This is a genomic window from Nostoc sp. NMS4, assembly GCF_017115095.1.
In the GTDB taxonomy this organism is placed as follows: domain Bacteria; phylum Cyanobacteriota; class Cyanobacteriia; order Cyanobacteriales; family Nostocaceae; genus Nostoc.
Genome location: NZ_JABXKI010000223.1, coordinates 19,248 through 36,759, shown reverse-complemented (window position 1 = coordinate 36,759; position 17,512 = coordinate 19,248). Strand labels below are relative to the sequence as shown.

The following is a 17,512-nucleotide window of genomic DNA, read 5'->3' as shown; positions in this document are numbered from 1 at the left end:
GCATTTGAAAAAGCTGTTTAAGTCATTACTTATTTCCGATGTTGGCAGATAAATTTTTAACACTGGCTCGTGGTACTTTCATAATTTTTCATAGTTGTAAATAAAAAGCAATCCGTAGATTAAAGCGGTTAAGCAGATAGTTAAATCAAAAATTGAAGAATTAGCGGACAGTTAAGACAGTTAAGCAGATAATTAAATCAAAAATTGAAGAATTAGCGGACAGTTAAGACAGTTAAGCAGATACTTCAAAGATTTAAGATAGTTGTTAAGGAATAATTACTAATTATTAATTTTTGTAACTAATCTCCATTAAGGCATCACGGTGCTAAAATTGGAGGATTGTAAGCATTTGGCTGAAACTACATCAAGATAAGCATTTGAAGTTAGATCCCCGACTTCTTTGAGAGGTCGGGGATCTGGACAACGAGAATTTTCACAAATCAGATAGGATTGCTATATTGAATCATAACTATTAATAGGTCAACTACTGATTTTTATTAGCAGCCTCTTCCATTTGTTTCCTCAAACTTAAAGGCCTCATATCAGTCCATACTTCTTTAATGTATTCCAGACATTCTGATTTGAGTCCACTTTTTCCTGTATCTGTCCAACCGAGGGGATTTGTTCTCTCAACAAACCAAATCGAATACTGTTCTTCATGATTAACTACAACTTTATAAATTGTTGTATCTTCTGAAGTAGTTTGACTCATTTTTATCTCCGATTAATTTATATTACTCAACTAAAATTTTAAACAGAAGGACGCGGAGATAAAAAACCTCCAGACCTGAGTTGTTCTAGGCTATCCTTAACAGCTTGAATAATAAAGTTGATATCTTCATCTGTATGGGCTGTAGATAAATAACCGCTAATACCTAAAAGGTGAACCCCTTTATCAAGTAGATGATATTTTAATAAACTCATCGCTACTGAAGTAGTAGAATTTGCCTGAGAAAGTTCTACAGATGCAGAACCAAATAGCGAACCAAAGTTTGCCATTTTTAGCGGTAGTTTTTCATTTATAAAATAATTATTCAAATCAGTAACAAATTGTGCTGTACGTTCATTCAAATTATGATGTAATGATAAACCCTCACTTTGCAGATATTTGAGTACTGTTTTTGCAGCAGTCATCGCTAAGGGATGTTTACAAAAAGTACCTGCAAAAAATGTTTTTTTGGTTTGAGGGTAGGAATCATCACCATAGTTCCATATACCACCATCAATTGCATCCATATATTTACTTTTTCCAGCAATTACCCCAATGGGTATTCCCCCACCAGCAATTTTTCCGTAGGTAGCAATGTCTGCTTGTACACCAAAATATGCTTGTGCGCCACCAGAATGAATGCGAAAACCTGTAACCATTTCATCAAAAATTAAAGCAATTTCAGTTGCTTGTGTTAATTCCCGTAACTGGTACAGAAATTCTTTTGGTTGTAAAGCTGGTCTACTAGTTTGTACAGGAACTACCAAAACTGCTGCTAATTCTTGTTGATGAGTTTTGATAATTTCTAATGATTCAGGGTTAGCATAATCTAACACCAAAACATCATTAACAAAATTTGGTAATACTCCTGGTGCTAATGGGATTGCAGATTGATTATTTGCGGCATTATTACCTTGAACTAAAGTACCATCAAAATGACCATGATAAGAACCAGAAAATATAACTATTTTATTACGTCCTGTAACCGCTCTAGCAATGCGGATAGCAGTCATTACAGCTTCTGTACCTGTATTGCTAAAACAAACCCGTTCCATCCCGGTAAGTTGAGAAATTAACTCAGCCACTTCACCAACAAGTTCTGATTGGGGGCCAATTTGAATTCCTTTATTCATTTGAGTAATTAAAGCTTCTTTAACAAAAGATGGATTATGACCAAAAAGATTAATTCCCAATCCCATCATTACATCTACATATTCATTCCCATCTACATCCCATATTTTAGAACCCAAAGAGCGATTAGCAACAATGGGATAATACATTTCTTTAAAGAGTAAATTAAACTCTCCTAAATTTTTATCATCAGATAAAACTAGGCGAGAATTTTGAGAAATTTGCCTGGATATTTTTGTGCGATCGCAGTAGCTATTGATAAAATATTGTAAGTACTCTTGTTGCTGCTTAGTAAGTCCTGTTTTAGCTAGCAATTTAGTTAGATTGTCTGAGCTTTGAAGTAATGTAACTGGTTGTGTATTCATAAAGTTTGTTCTTTTAATTTAATTAGTCTTTAGCTTTAAATTTTACGTTCTAAATAACTCTCCTTAATCAAATAAGAAAAATAAATGCTGAGTAATTTATTATCTAGTGAAGGACAAGTAATGTAACTATCGACTAATCCATTGATAACATTCTGGTTATCAAGCTGTAAAAATCCTGAAGTGGAACTTTCTTCTTGAGCTTGTCTTGCGGGGAAAAATGGTACTAATGAATATAAAGGATGCTCTAATGAACTTTGAGTAACATTGAGTAATTTCTCTCGCCATTGCTCATAATAAATCTGCTCAATTGGATAACCCCATGAGCGAATATGGTCGATAAGTATATTTGAGTGGAGAGTTTGGGGATGAACTAAGTGGAAAGTTTTACCGAGAGATTCTTCCTGTTTCGATAAATGAACTATTGCTTTGCTGACATAATCTACAGGAACTATATTCTCTCTAATATCTATATCTGGCGTACTTCCTAATTGTACACAACCTATGATCAATTTGTACAGAAAGTCATTACTATTAAAAACACCTGTTTGGCTATGTCCAGATATACGTGATGGTCTGTAAATAGAGATAGGAATTCCTCTTTCAGCCGCAGCTTGTACTAACTTTTCAGCTACCCATTTAGTTTGAGAATATCCATTGCGAGGAAATTTGTTCTCATTCAGACTATCTTGTTCTCGTACTAATTTAACTCCCGAGTCAACTTTTGAAGATACAACACCGGAACTAGAAATAAAATGTACTGGTTTGGTTTTAATTTGACTAGCTAATCTGAGGATTTCTTGTGTACCCAGTACGTTTGCAGGTTTCAGAATAGAGTAGGGATAAATATGATGTACCCAAGCACCATTGTGGTAAATGACATCAATTGTAGATGCTAACTGTTGAAACTTTTCAGTTTCCAAACCCAAAAGTGGTTTTGATAAATCGCCGAGAATGGGAATAATTCTAGGATTCCAAATTTCGTTCCAAATTCCATAAGATTCTAAAGTATTTTGCAGCTTCTTATTGCTATTTTCAAAATTTGAATGACGTACTAAGCAATAAATATCTGCTTTGGTTTCTTGCAATAGTTCAGCCAGCAAAAAAGCTCCTAAAAAGCCTGTGGCTCCAGTCAATAAAATAGCTTTTGGTTTAGGAATAAACTTACCAAAAGTTTGAGGATAAATTGCCCGATCTAAAACAGTTTCAGTTTTGATATCTAAAGTTGGATAATTAACTTCTGCTTGACAAACTCGATCGATATTTTCCGCTAAACCCCCTATTGTAGGTTTTTCTAACAAACTGCGTAAAGATATATCTAAGTTGAAAGTTTCTTTCACTTTTGCAAGTAGTTGAGTAGTTAATAAAGAATGTCCACCCAATTCAAAAAAATTGTCATAAATACCAACTTTCTCAACTTTTAAAACTTCCGCCCAGATTTGAGTTAGCATTTCCTCTACAGGGGTGCGAGGAGGAACAAATTCTCCGATTAAATCCGATCTAACTTGCTCTGGTGCGGGTAACGCCTTTCTATTTACTTTACCATTGGGGCTTAGAGGTAATTCTTTTAGTAGTACGAAAGTTGATGGAAGCATGAATTCTGGTAGTTTATCTTTCGCAAATTTGCGGAGTTCATTAACTGTAGTAGCTGATTTTAACTGGGGAACTACATAAGCAACTAAGCGTTTGTTTCCGGGTATATCTTCACGCGCGATAACTACTGTTTCTTGCACTCCCGAATGTTGATTTAATAATGCTTCAATCTCGCCTAATTCTATACGGAAGCCGCGAATTTTTACCTGGTTATCAATGCGTCCTAAAAACTCAATATCGCCATTACTAAGATATCGCGCTAAATCTCCAGTTTTATACAGACGCATTCCTGGTTTTTGGCTAAAGGGGTGAGGAATGAATTTCTCAGATGTAATTGTTGGTTGATTTAAATAACCTCTGGCTAAACCTTCACCACTAATATAAATTTCGCCAGAAATGCCAACAGGAACCGGATGTAAATGAGAGTCTAATATATATATTTTTGTATTGGCTATAGGACAACCAATGGATATTTGTGTTCCGATTTCTGTAGAATGACAATGGTATACAGTACTCCAAACAGTTGCTTCTGTCGGCCCGTACTCGTTAAAGAGAGATGGTTCTGATTGTAATTGAAAGTGATGTTGTACCAATTCTGGCGGACAATATTCACCTGCAACTATAACAGCACGCAGGGAATTTAACTCTTCTGGTTTTGCTTGTTGCAATATTAGAGCATATAGAGAAGGAAGACTTAATAAATGGGAAACACCATTTTGATCAATTAACTCTACAAGTTTAGCTACTTCTCGTTGTACACCTTCTTCTGGTAAATGTAGAGTTCCACCACAACAAAGTGTCCAGAAAATACCTGCAATAGAACTATCAAAAGCAAAGGATGATAGTAATAAGAAGTTGCTGATAGGTTCCTGATAGTAGGTAATGCGTGCAGTTGTGGAGTGAACTAAGTTACGATGTGCGATCGCAACTCCTTTAGGCTTACCTGTAGAACCAGAAGTGTAGATTATATAAGCTAAGTTTTCAGGAGTTGCTGTTGAAATGGGTTCTTCCTGACTCTCCTGTACCATCGCTTCCCAATCTGTATCTAAGCAAATTGTCTGTGCATCGTGCTTGGGTAAGCCTTGTAAGAGATGCTGCTGAGTCAATAATATAGAGACTTGAGTATCTTCTAGCATGAACCTTAAACGCTCTTGGGGATAGTGCGGATCGAGGGGAAGATAAGCACCACCAGCTTTGAGAATACCCAAAATACCAACAAGCATTTCTAAGGATCGCTCGACACAAATTCCCACTAATATTTCTGCTCCTACCCCCAAATATTGGAGATAATGAGCTAATTGATTTGCATGCGCATTTAGTTCAGTATAAGTTAGTTGCTGGTTGTTAAATGCCACAGCAATATTATTTGGTGTCGCTTTTACTTGTTCTATAAATAACTCGTGAATGCACTTATTTTGGGGATAATCTGCATTAGTTTGATTGAACTCGAAGAGAAGCTGGTGCAGGGTGCGATCGCTTAAAATTTTTAATTCACTGATTGAACTTTCTGGATTACAATTTGCACTTTCTACTAACTTGTGAAATTGCTCTGCTAAACCTGCAATATCCTCTCTAGAAAAGAGATTAGAGTCATAATGAAATTCTGTATCCAAAAAATCATTCTTGCGTCTACAAGAAAGTTTAATTTTGAAACGTTCGCTACAGGTATTAAGCTTGGAAAGAGAAAATGAGAGATTACCTGCATAATGCTTTGTATCTTCTTCTGTAAAATCAAAACCCACAGCCAAAAAAGGCAAAATATCTAATTTATTATCTCCTTCTGATATTTGTTCCCAAGTAAAACACTCTTGCCATTTGTCGATAGATTCTACAGACTTATGCACTTGCTGTAAAATTTGACTAAATTTCCAATTATCTTCTAAATGACAATGAAGTGGTAAATATTTAGTAAATAGTCCCAATGCTCCTTTAAGTTCCTCATATTTTCTGCCATTAAATTCTTTTGAAAGGATTATCTCAGATTGTCCACTCAGTCGCCAAAGCAGAACCAGCCAGCAAGTTAGATAAAAATTAGATGCAGAAGTATTATACTTCTGAGCCAATATTTCGATATTACCTACCAATTCTTGAGTAATAATTGAATTTACTAATTGTGGTTGAAATTTCTGTTGTTCGGAGATATGACTTTCAAAAGGAAGCTGGAAAGTGTCAATACTAAATAGGTTTTGCTGTTGCCAATATTCTCTGCCTATTTTTGTTTCTTCCGCTTCTAGTATTTGATTTTGCCATTCTGAAAAGTCTGCATACTGGAGTGGTTCTTCAGATAATTCTTCATCCAATTTCCCTAAGTAAGAAATAGCCAGTTCTCGGACTAAATAATTAAGGGTTAAACTATCTGCACACAGAGCAGGTAAACTGATAAATAACATATACATATTTGGTGAAATAGTTACCAAGTATGTATTTAAAATTAAACCTTGCTCAAACTGAAAATTTTGTTGTTTAATTTTCTGAAAAATTAGCTCAATCTCCGCCTCTTGTTCTTGAGGTTTCAAATTACTAATATCGGATTTTTTTTCTAAAATGACCTTGCTATCTGTAATTACCTGTACTGGAATGGTCATTCCAGGTAGACAAATAAAACTGGTGCGGAGAATCTCATAGCGATTGACAACATTTTGCAAGGCCAATTCTAAATTATGAATATCAATATTTCCTTCAATCAAAATTCCACAATCGCTACGATAAGCCGAACTTCGCTCAATTTTTTGTAGCAACCATAAATGCTCTTGCTGAGGTGAAAGTCTAAATCCCTCGATACTTTCTATTTGCATATTTCTACCTTGGTGTTACTTATAACATTTTTACGAACCGCAGAGGCGCAGAGAAGCCAGTGCGTTGGGCGGGTTCCCCGACTTGTTCGCGCAGCGTCTCCCCTTGGGAGAAGCAACTGGCGCGACGCAGAGAAAAGAAAGAGAAGGAAAAAATTGCTTAACTGAACTGTATTGGTGTATAAGGTTCAGCCATCCCTACTAAAATTTTTCTGGGAGGGACAAATGGCTGACGAGCGTGTATTGATAACATATTATCTAACATCAATACATCTCCTTTCTGCCAAGAAAAAGTGACCATTTCCTGTTGATAAGCAGTTCGTAATTCGGCTAATACTGATGGCTCAATTGTAGAACCATCCCCATAATATGTATTAGTTGGGAGGTCTTCTTCTGGCAAAGTTGTTAATAACAAATCGCGTATTGTTGGTTCTAGTGTAGAAACGTGGAAAAAAGTTGCGTGATTAAACCAGACCATTTCACCTGTTTGAGGATGTTTGAGAATAGCTGGCCCAACTTGTCTAGTTCTTAAGCGATTATTTGCTTTCCATTCAACCTCAATTCCATTGCTTTGGCAATACTCCTCTACCTTAGTTTTGTCTGTTGTTTGAAATACAGTTTGCCAAGGAAGACCAAATCCATCGCCAAAGTTACGCATATACATAACTTGCTTTTCGATGAAGCGATCGCGTATATTAGGATCAATCCGCTCAAAAACTTTTCGAGAGCTACCTATTGGGGTTTGTCCTCCCTCCGCAGCTGGACTCATACAAAAAAAGAAGATTTTCAATGGAAAGGTAGGCGAGTAAGCGTGTTCATTGTGAGGAAAAATACTTTGGTCAGATGGGTAGTCAGTTGAAGTATAAATTCTCCCACCTACTTGAGTTCGTGGTGATGCTCGATAGCGATATTCCAATGCTTCTCCACAAATCGCTGCGATAATTTGCTCAAATTCTTCTATGGAATTAACTTTGAAATCCCGAAAGAGAATCGCTGCGTATTTTAATAACTCGGATTGTAAAAAATCTCGATTACTTTTAGCCCAAGCGAGTAAATCTACTCCTTTAACTGCTGGCTTGATAACTAAAGGAAAGTTAGGACTGTGGTTAAGATACTCTGTTTTAATTAATTCATTCTCACCAACATTAACGGTTTTGCGTCTGATATCGCCTAATTTTAATGAACCACTTTGTTGATTTTGATTTGTCAGCATTGCTTGTATCCTATATTCGTTCAGTCACTCAGATATTGCAAATTAACTAAAATATTTTACTTAACAGATTTACGTCTAATATTGGTCAATTTTTGTTGTAAAGAATTTTGATAAGTTATTTCTTGAGTAAGTTTATCTTGTTTGTCTGTCTGCGCTAAGATTTCTTTGAGTTCATTGATTTTTATAGTTGGCTCATTCACAATCTGGCTCAAAATCGTTTCAAAGTGTTCGAGCATACGAGCAATAGTTTTAGCTGCAAACAAGTCTGTACTATATTTCAGTAATCCCATCAGGCCATGCTCTGTATCTCTAATATCAAAGAGTAAATCAAAGGTGGCTGTTTTGGTTTCTGTTTCCAAGCTCTGAAAAGTTAACCCCGAAATATTTAAAGCAGTTGTGGGAGTATTTTGGAGAATTAATTTTACTTGAAATAATGGTGTGATATGTAAATTACGCTGTGGGTTGATAGCCTCTACAAGTTTATCAAATGGTAAATCTTGATGTGCATAAGCATCTAAAGTTACTGCCCGAACTCTCTCTAGCATTTCTTGAAAACTGGGATTACCATCAAACTTGGTACGTAATACTAATTGATTAACAAAAAATCCAATTAACGCCTCAGTTTCTCCTTGGCTGCGGTTAGCAATATCTGTACCAATCACAATGTCATCTTGCTGACTGTAGTAATGCATTAAGGTTGCAAAAGCCGCTTGCAACGTCATGAAAAGAGTTACACCTTGTTGATTACTCAGGATTTTAATTTGTTGAGATAATGTTAGAGAGAGTATGAAAGGTTGTGCTAAACCTTGATAAGTTGGTCTTATAGGTCGAGGATAGTCAGTAACTAATTTAAGAGTTGGTAAGTTTTGAAGTTGTTTTTGCCAGTAAGTAAGCAGTTTTTCTAAAACTTCTTCCTGTAACAATTGATGTTGCCAAATGGCAAAGTCGGCGTATTGAATCACTATTTCTGGCAATGGAGATGGCTTATCAAGAGAAAATGCTTCATACAGGGCTACTAATTCTTTAATTAATACTCCCATAGACCAACCATCAGCAATAATGTGGTGCATCGTGAAAAGCAGCACATATTCTGTTTCAGATAGGCGTAAAAGTGTAACTCTTAATAGCCGATCTATATCTAAATTAAATGGATTTTCTGCTTCTTGATTAACTAAATTTTGGACTGTTTGATATTTTTCAACATCTAATAGTTTACTCAGGTCTATAACAAGCAATTCTAAATTAAGATAGGGGGCAATAACTTGGATTGGTTGTCCATTTTCTAAAATGAAATTTGTTCGTAAAATTTCGTGACGGTGAATAATTTCATTCAGACTTTGTTCTAAGGCGGGAATATCCAGTGAACCAATAATACGCACAGCATCAAAGATATTATATGCAGCATTATGAGGGTTTAATTGGTCGAGATACCATAACCTTTGTTGAGCGTATGAAAGGCGAATATTGCTTGTTCTGGAAGTATGCCCTATATTGGGTAATTTGACCTTTAAATCTGCTTTTTTAGTTTTCTCAATTTCTTTAGCTAATTCTGCTACTGTTGGTGATTCAAATAAACAACGTAGAGGTAATTCTACTTTAAAAGCTTTGCGAATTTGAGAAATAACACGAGTCGCTAATAAAGAATGTCCGCCTAATTCAAAGAAGTTGTCGTGAATCCCTACTTGTTTGATACCTAAAATTTCTGTCCAAATGCCAGTAAGAATTTCTTGAAATGGTGTCAAAACCGGGAAAATATTTTCTTCTAACTGCTGTATTGGATCGGGTTTAGGTAAAGCGCGCCGATCGATTTTACCATTGAGTGTTAGAGGAAGTTTTTCTAAGACAACAAAGGCAGATGGTATCATGTAATCTGGCAACTTAACTTTTAATAGATTGCGTAATTCCAATGTAGAAATATTTGTTGAATTCGGAACTATATAAGCTACAAGACGTTTGTTATCTGGTATATCTTCTATAACTATAACTTTAACTTCTTTTACCTCTAAATGCTGATTAATTGCTGCTTCAACTTCCCCTAATTCAATACGGAAGCCGCGAATTTTTACTTGATGATCGATGCGTCCCAAAAACTCAATGTTACCATCGGGTAGGTAGCGTGCTAAGTCTCCAGTCTTATAAAGATGAGAACCTGATTTGCTACTCCAAGGATGGGGAATAAATTTTTCTGCTGTCAAATCTGAACTATTAAAATAACCTCTAGCTAAACCATCTCCGCTAGTATATAATTCGCCAGCTACTCCGATTGGTACTAGTTGAAGATGAGTATCAAGAATATATATTTGTGTATTAGCAATAGGGCGACCAATGGGTATGGAACTTGCAAAAATTTTATTTTTGTTCAGGGAATAACAACAAGTAAATGTGGTATTTTCTGTTGGGCCATAACCATTAATTAACTGACATTCTTTAAGTTTAGCAAGTACTTTTTTGACATGATAAATAGATAAAACATCGCCACCTGCTAAGAGTTGACGCACAGATTGTAAATTTTCTAGTTGTTCGTCTACCATCAAATGAAATAAATTGGCAGTTAACCATAATATTGTTACTTGATGTTGTTTAACTGTTTGACCTAACTCTTGCAATGATGGCTTTTGCAAAGGCATAATGACAAGTTTAGCTCCATTAAGAAGACTACTCCAAATTTCAAAAATTGAGGCATCAAAAGCAAGTGGAGCTAGTTGTAAAAAAACTTGATCTGCATTCAAATAAGCATAGTTATTTTCCTTAACTAGTCGGACTACATTACGATGTATGATGCTGACCCCTTTAGGTTTGCCGGTAGAGCCAGACGTGTACATCACATAAGCTAAGTTGTTAGCCTTAACTTGAATATTAGGATTTTTCTGGTTATTTTTAATCAGCGAAATATTATGTGAATTTAAACAAACTACTTTGGTTGTTTGTAGTGGAAGCATCTTGATGAGATGCTCTTGAGTGAGTACAATATTGGTATGAGAATTATTGAAGATATCAATTAAGCGCTCTTGAGGCCAGTTTGGCTCTAATGGTAAGTAAGCGCCGCCAGCTTTTAGAATACCTAATAGTCCGATCGCCATTTCCAGCGATCGCTCCACGCAAATCCCTACCAATACCTCTGGTTTAACTCCAAGCGATCGCAAATAATGCGCCAATTGATTTGCGCGGTGATTTAGCTCTCGATAGGTTAACTGCTCATCTTCAAAGACTACAGCAATTGCATCAGGCGATCGCTCTACTTGAGCCTCAAATAACTCATGGATACAATACTCACCAGGATAGTCAACTTGAGTATTGTTCCATTCCACCAACAACTGATGCTGTTGAGCTTGTGTCAATATAGGCAATTCTGCAAGGGGTTGCTCTGGGTTAGTGACAACACCTTCTAGCAAGGTTACGTAATTTCCGAGCCAACGCTGAATCGTTTTAGTATCAAATAAATCTGTATTATATTCCAGTTCTATTACTAGTTTGCTGTCTGTTTGAAGAATATTTAAATTAATATCCAGCTTCGTAGCACTGGGAGAATTTTTAGCTACCTCAAACTCTTCTTTTAAAGATTTAGACTCAAATTGAGCTTTATCCAGATTAAATCCTGTGTTAAAAAGAGGGGTACGGCTACGATCTCGTGGTAACTTTAGATTTTCAACTAGTTTAATAAAAGGATAAATTTGATACTCGTAGGCATCTAATAATACCTGCTGGATTGAACTCAAATAGTCTGTAAAGCTTGGGTTGCCAACAACTTGGCTGCGTATGGGTAATAGATTAACACAGTGGCCAACCAGATATTCATCTGCGATCGCAGATTGTCCAGCCGAAGCAATCCCAACAACGATATCTTGTTGATTCGTCAATCGTTGTAATAAGGTGATAAATGCTGTTAAAAGAATCGTAAATAAAGTATAACCACGTTGTAGACTTAAGCTTTTCAAAGAATTATACAAGCTGGCATCAAGAATTATATGCTCTCGCGCTCCAGTGTAGGTAAATATCGCTGGTCGAGGACGGTCAATTGGTAATTCCAATATAGGCACTGAATTGGCAAATTGACTCAGCCAATAAGCTTCAGCTTTAGCCATTTCTGGACTCTGTTGCATTTGTAATTGCCACAGTGCATACTCACTCCATTTCATTGGTTGCGGAAGTTGGCTAACAATTCCCTGACACTCTGCTGAATAAATTGCTGCTAGTTCTCGTAACAAAATACTAATTGACCAACCATCAGCAACAATGTGATGATTTGTCAAAACCACAAGATGATGATCTTCCTGCAACTTAACTATATGGCAACGAAGTAATAGCCCTTTTTCTAAATCGAAAATTTGTTGAGCTTCTCGTGTTAATAACTGCGATAGCTCTGTTTCTCGTTGACTTTTATCTAAAGTTGAAAAATCACTTAGAGGAATATCTATAGTCAAAGTGGAATGAATTAATTGATTATCCCCCTCTGAACTAAAAGTAGTTCGCAGCGCTTCGTGACGATTGATAATCTCTTGAACAGCCTTACATACTGCCAATACATTCGCACTTCCTCGCAGATGGATAATTCTAGATTCGTTATAGGCGCGGGAAACTTCATCTCCCATCTGTGCTAAAAACCACAATTCTTTTTGTGCTGCCGTCAGAGGAATATTAATCGTTGTTGAAATCGGCGCAGGTGGTAATAATTCACCTTGTTGCATTTCTACTATGCTTTGTTTGACTGCCTTAATTACGTGTTCAATATCTGCATCAGTATGCGCCGTAGACAGATAAAATGTACGTCCTTCCCAGACGTAAACACCTTTTTCTAACAGATGATAGAAAAACAACTGACCAAATTTTAGCGGTGATGAGGCTATAAAACGAAACAGCGAACCAAAATGGACTACTTTAATTGGAACTTGCCTTTGTTCAAAGTAACTATTAAGAATCTGGGCTAATTTCGTTGTTTTTTCAGATAACTCCTGCTGTAATTTCGGGCCACTGTTCTTAATATGATTGAGTGCAGCCCAAGCCGCAGCCATTACTAAAGGATGTTTGAAGAAAGTACCTGCGAATACTGTGGTTTCCGCTTGAGGATAAGATTCATCTCCATAGTTCCACATTCCACCGTCAAGGGTATCCATCAAAGCTGCCTTACCAGCTATCACGCCAATTGGCATCCCAGCAGCAACGGCTTTACCATAAGTGGTCAAATCTGCTTGAATATTCCACAACCCCTGAATTCCACCTGGGTGCATCCGAAAGCCGGTAATCACTTCGTCAAAAATTAATACAATTCCTGTTGCTTGAGTTAATTGTCTGAGTTGCAGCAGAAACTCTTGAGGTTGCAAATCTGGGCGACTGCTTTGTATCGGTTCCACCAAAACTGCCGCCAATTCGTGAGCATGAGTTTTCAGAATTTCTAGGGATTCAGGTTTGCCATAGTCAAGTGCGATCGCATCATCAGCAATGTATGATGGAATACCAATAGCTCTAGGGATGGAACGCCGCGTTTCTTCGGTGGTTGTTACTCCTCTCACCAAGACTCCATCATAAGTACCGTGATAAGAACCAGTAAATAAAGCAATCTTAGAGCGTCTTGTGGTAGCCCGTGCTAGGCGGATTGCTCCCATTACCGCTTCTGTGCCATCGTTACAAAAAGCTGCCCGTTCCGCGCCTGTCAACTCACAAATTAACTCCGCAACCTGACCGGCAAGACGCGATTGTGGCCCGTGCAGTATACCTTGCTTTATTTGTTCTTGAATAGCTTCGATGACAAACGAAGGTGAATGACCAAATAAAAGCGCACCAAACCCCATAGAAATGTCTACATACTCTTGACCATCAACATCCCAGAGTCTGGCTCCCTCTCCACGCTGTCCGTGAATGGGATACAACATCTCTTTAATGGAGGGTAAGAAGCCTGTTATCGCTCTGCTATTGGCATGATAGGAACGATAAGCTTGAGTAAGTCGTTTAGATTCGGGAGTAAGCTTGACAAAACGTGCAATTAAAGCATCTAAATGTTTTTGTTGACGGGGAGTTAAATAATTCGTAATTACGTTTTGTGACGGGTCAGCCTGAATTGATGATGAACTTTCTGGAAAACCAGAGTTATTATCAACTTGTCTTACCTGATGTTGAATAGGGATAGATGGGATTGCTTTTGGTAATATCTTCTTCCATGAACTTGCTTTTTGCAAAATGTCTAGCTGTTTGGACATTAAGTCAAGCTGCTGTTCTATTACCTGTTCGAGTAGTGTAGCTGTTACATATTTTTCCTCTTCTTGCTCGAAATTTGGTGTATATGAAATCGTTTCAGTATGTGGTTGTAGTAGTATTTTACTAAATGTCAATTCCTGATATTCCGGTTCTAAAATTGTATTTTCTGGAGGTAGTTCTTGAGTTATATGAGTTGCTAAAGCATGAATTGTTGATAAATTTTCAAGTAATAAGCGAAAAGGAATATTAATACCTAAGTCTTTTTGAATAGCATGGTTTATCTGCAACAAAATTAGAGAGTCAATACCCATTGCCAGAAAAGGAGTATGAATATCTATTTCTGATGATTTTACTCCCAATGACTCACTAACAATATATTTGAGCGTTGATACTATTTTTTTATCCTGAGAGTCTTTATTCATAATATTTTTTACAGTGAATTTTTTTTTAAACGAACCGCCAAGGACGCGAAGGAAGACAAAGAAGAGAAAATTGTAGGTTGGGTGGAGGCTTTGCGTAACCCAACATCCTGATATTTGTTGGGTTGCGCTCCGCTCCACCCAACCTACATCTAATGCACAATTTTTTTGCTTGACACGCTACTACATATCTTTTTCTAAGAGTTCTAACTGCTGAAACATAATAGAAATTTGACGATTTATTATTTTTTTAGTATTACTCAAACGGAGAATATTGTTTTGCTGAGATTCAATAAAAAAATGTTGTGATTTATCTCCTAAATGATTTGGTTGACTATTAATTTGTTGATTCTTAAACCTTTGGTTATTATGAGTATTTTTTCCATTAAATCGATTTAGCTCATTACCTCTATAAGACTCAACCCAGTATTTTTTTCGTTCAAACGGGTAAGTCGGTAAAGGAAGGCGATGAGGTTTTTGATTAGCATAAAATCCTGACCAATCAAGTTGTATCCCATACAACCATAAATGCCCCAGAGTATTTAATAAAAATGCAACATCAGATTGTTGATCGTGAGGATGCCGTATGGAGCAAAATATCGACTGTTCTTGAACTTGTTGCCTAGTTAAAGTACTTAAATTACCACCAGAGCCAACTTCTAAAAAAATCCGATTTGGCTGTTTGGCTAATTCAGTAATGCCATCAGAAAAACGTACTGATGACCGCAAATGTTTAGCCCAATAATTGTTATCTGTTGCCTCTTCTGGAGTAATCCAAGTGCCAGTTAGATTAGATAAAAAAGGAATTTTGGGATGATTAAGATTGACTTTTGCGAGTAATTTGGTAAATGGCTCAATAATAGAATCCATCATTTGAGAATGAAAGGCGTGGGAGGTATGCAGAAAACGCCACTCAATCCCTTGCTCGGTTAAACGGTTTTGCAAATCTTCAATCTCTGCGGTTGGGCCAGAAATTACACAGCGCTCTGGTGCGTTGATTGCCGCTAGGGAAAGTTTATCACCTAGCATCTGCATAACTTTTTTCTCCGGGAGCGCTACAGCCAGCATTTTACCTGAAGGTACTTGCTGCATCAGTTGCCCACGGGTAGCAACTAGCATCAATGCATCTGCTAAAGAAAATACCCCAGCTAAACAAGCGGCCACATATTCTCCTATACTGTGACCAATCATTGCACTAGGGCATACTCCCCAAGCTATCCACAATTGTGCTAGTGCATATTCAATTACGAACAACGCCGGCTGAGTAATATGAGTTTGTATTAACTGCTGTGTCGCCCATTGAGTTTGTTCTTGACTGGGATAGATAATAGTACGTAAGTCTAACCCTAAAATAAGTTTCAGTTGTTCACAACAATCATCAACTTTTTCCCGGAAAATTGGCTCAGTTTGGTATAACTCTCGACCCATATTTACATACTGAGATCCCTGTCCGGGAAACATAAATACAACCTCTAACTCACCTGGTTCTTGATAGTAGGTGAAAACTCGTTGTGGGTCTTTTGTCTCTAAAACTTTGATTGCATCATCAATATCTTGACAAACTACCATCCGACGATAATTAAAAGCTCGACGACCGACTTTAAGTGTGTAAGCAACATCAGCTAAGTTTAAATCGGGATGCTGTTTGAGGTGATTAGCCAAATTTGCCGTAGCTGCCTCTAACGCTGATTCCGTTTTCGCAGAAACAACCAACAGATGATGTTTTCTCCCCTGCCTCTCTTGCTCCAATATCGGCGCTTCTTCTAGAACTACATGAGCGTTGGTGCCACCAATACCAAAAGAACTGACTCCTGCACGTCTAGGGTGTCCGTTTGACTTCCATTCGGAAAGCTTGTTGTTAACGTAAAAGGGACTGTTAGCAAAATCAATCTGAGGATTTGGCTCTTGAAAATGCAGACTGGGTGGTATTTGCTTGTGTTTCAGCGCGAGGACAGTCTTGATTAAACCTGCAACACCAGATGCAGTATCTAGGTGGCCGATATTCGTTTTTACCGAACCAATGGCGCAGAAATTCTTTTTCTGAGTTTTAGCGCGAAAAGATTTAGTTAACGCGGCAATTTCAATCGGATCTCCTAACACTGTGCCGGTGCCATGAGCCTCTACATAACTGACCATATCGGGTTCGATTCTGCTGATGGCAAGAGCCTCTGCAATCACTTTAGCTTGACCATCAATACTAGGAGCGGTATAGCCAATTTTGGCAGAACCATCATTATTAATGGCTGAACCTTTAATTACAGCATGAATATAATCTTTATCTGCGATCGCATCTGCTAATCGTTTTAAAATAACTATACCTACACCATCACCGTTAACAGTTCCTTGCGCTTTGGCATCAAAGGCGCGGCAGTGTCCATCGGGTGACAAAATTCCTCCCTCTTGATAAGCATAGCCAGTCTTTTGTATATTAGTGATAGAAACTCCACCTGCTAAGACTAAATCGCATTCCCGATCTATTAAGCTTTGGCTGGCTAAATGAATCGCAACTAAGGAACTAGAGCATCCCGTTTGGACAGTGATAGCTGACCCTTTTAAGTCTAATTTATAAGCTACTCGTGTAGTCAGATTATCTGTGCGATTATGATGTCTAATTTGGTCAAGACCAACTAATTTTATTAATTCTGGATTAGAAAAAAGATTGAATAAAAAGTAACTACTAATACTGGCGCTACCATAAACACCAATTCGACCTTGATAAGTTTTAGAATCATAGCCAGCATTTTCTAAAGCTTCCCAAGCTGTTTCTAAAAATAGGCGATGCTGTGGATCTATGATTTCTGCTGTTTTGGGTGAGTAATCAAAGAATGCGGCATCAAATAATTCTATATCTTCTAATACAGCATTTACTTTTACATAATTTGGTTGATTCAGTGTAGTTGCATCTATCCCAATAGCTTCTAGTTCTTGGTCTGAAAAAAATGAAATTGCTTCTAAACCATTTTTGAGATTCTGCCAAAATGTATCCAAATTACAAGCTTTGGGGAATCGTCCAGACATACCGATAATAGCTATGTCTAAATCGCTTATTTGATTCTGATTAAAGTCCTCATTTTTCATTAATTTCAGTAATCCTATTTTTTGGG

The 17,512-nt window shown here is 37.2% G+C and carries 5 protein-coding genes and 1 pseudogene; all 6 read right to left on the bottom strand.

Annotation, left to right across the window (positions count from 1 at the left end; all coding sequences use genetic code 11):
- Nucleotides 1-484: 484 nt before the first annotated feature.
- Complete coding sequence (locus HWQ37_RS19520; protein WP_292749840.1) at nt 485-712, bottom strand: MbtH family protein; 228 nt, start codon at nt 710-712, stop codon at nt 485-487.
- A gap of 38 nt (nt 713-750) precedes the next feature.
- Nucleotides 751-2,205, bottom strand: a complete 1,455-nt coding sequence (locus HWQ37_RS19515) for an aspartate aminotransferase family protein (RefSeq protein ID WP_292749838.1) — start codon at nt 2,203-2,205, stop codon at nt 751-753.
- A gap of 35 nt (nt 2,206-2,240) precedes the next feature.
- The gene (locus tag HWQ37_RS19510) at nt 2,241-6,590 is read right to left on the bottom strand and encodes a non-ribosomal peptide synthetase family protein (protein ID WP_292749836.1); all 4,350 of its coding nucleotides are present in this window, start codon (nt 6,588-6,590) and stop codon (nt 2,241-2,243) included.
- A 157-nt stretch (nt 6,591-6,747) separates the two neighbouring features.
- The gene (locus HWQ37_RS19505; RefSeq protein ID WP_292749834.1) at nt 6,748-7,800 is read right to left on the bottom strand and encodes a TauD/TfdA family dioxygenase; all 1,053 of its coding nucleotides are present in this window, start codon (nt 7,798-7,800) and stop codon (nt 6,748-6,750) included.
- A gap of 56 nt (nt 7,801-7,856) precedes the next feature.
- On the bottom strand, nt 7,857-14,411 hold the full coding sequence (locus tag HWQ37_RS19500) for a non-ribosomal peptide synthetase (RefSeq protein WP_292749832.1): 6,555 nt from the start codon (nt 14,409-14,411) through the stop codon (nt 7,857-7,859).
- A gap of 414 nt (nt 14,412-14,825) precedes the next feature.
- Nucleotides 14,826-17,486, bottom strand: a pseudogene (locus HWQ37_RS19495) (type I polyketide synthase); the annotation flags it as partial.
- Nucleotides 17,487-17,512 lie beyond the last annotated feature (26 nt).

What these genes read in the sequence shown, in the direction of transcription:
- HWQ37_RS19515 (WP_292749838.1), bottom strand. Translation starts at nt 2,205, where the DNA reads ATGAATACACAACCAGTTACATTACTTCAAAGCTCAGACAATCTAACT.
- HWQ37_RS19505 (WP_292749834.1), bottom strand. Translation starts at nt 7,800, where the DNA reads ATGCTGACAAATCAAAATCAACAAAGTGGTTCATTAAAATTAGGCGAT.
- HWQ37_RS19510 (WP_292749836.1), bottom strand. Translation starts at nt 6,590, where the DNA reads ATGCAAATAGAAAGTATCGAGGGATTTAGACTTTCACCTCAGCAAGAG.
- HWQ37_RS19520 (WP_292749840.1), bottom strand. Translation starts at nt 712, where the DNA reads ATGAGTCAAACTACTTCAGAAGATACAACAATTTATAAAGTTGTAGTT.
- HWQ37_RS19500 (WP_292749832.1), bottom strand. Translation starts at nt 14,411, where the DNA reads ATGAATAAAGACTCTCAGGATAAAAAAATAGTATCAACGCTCAAATAT.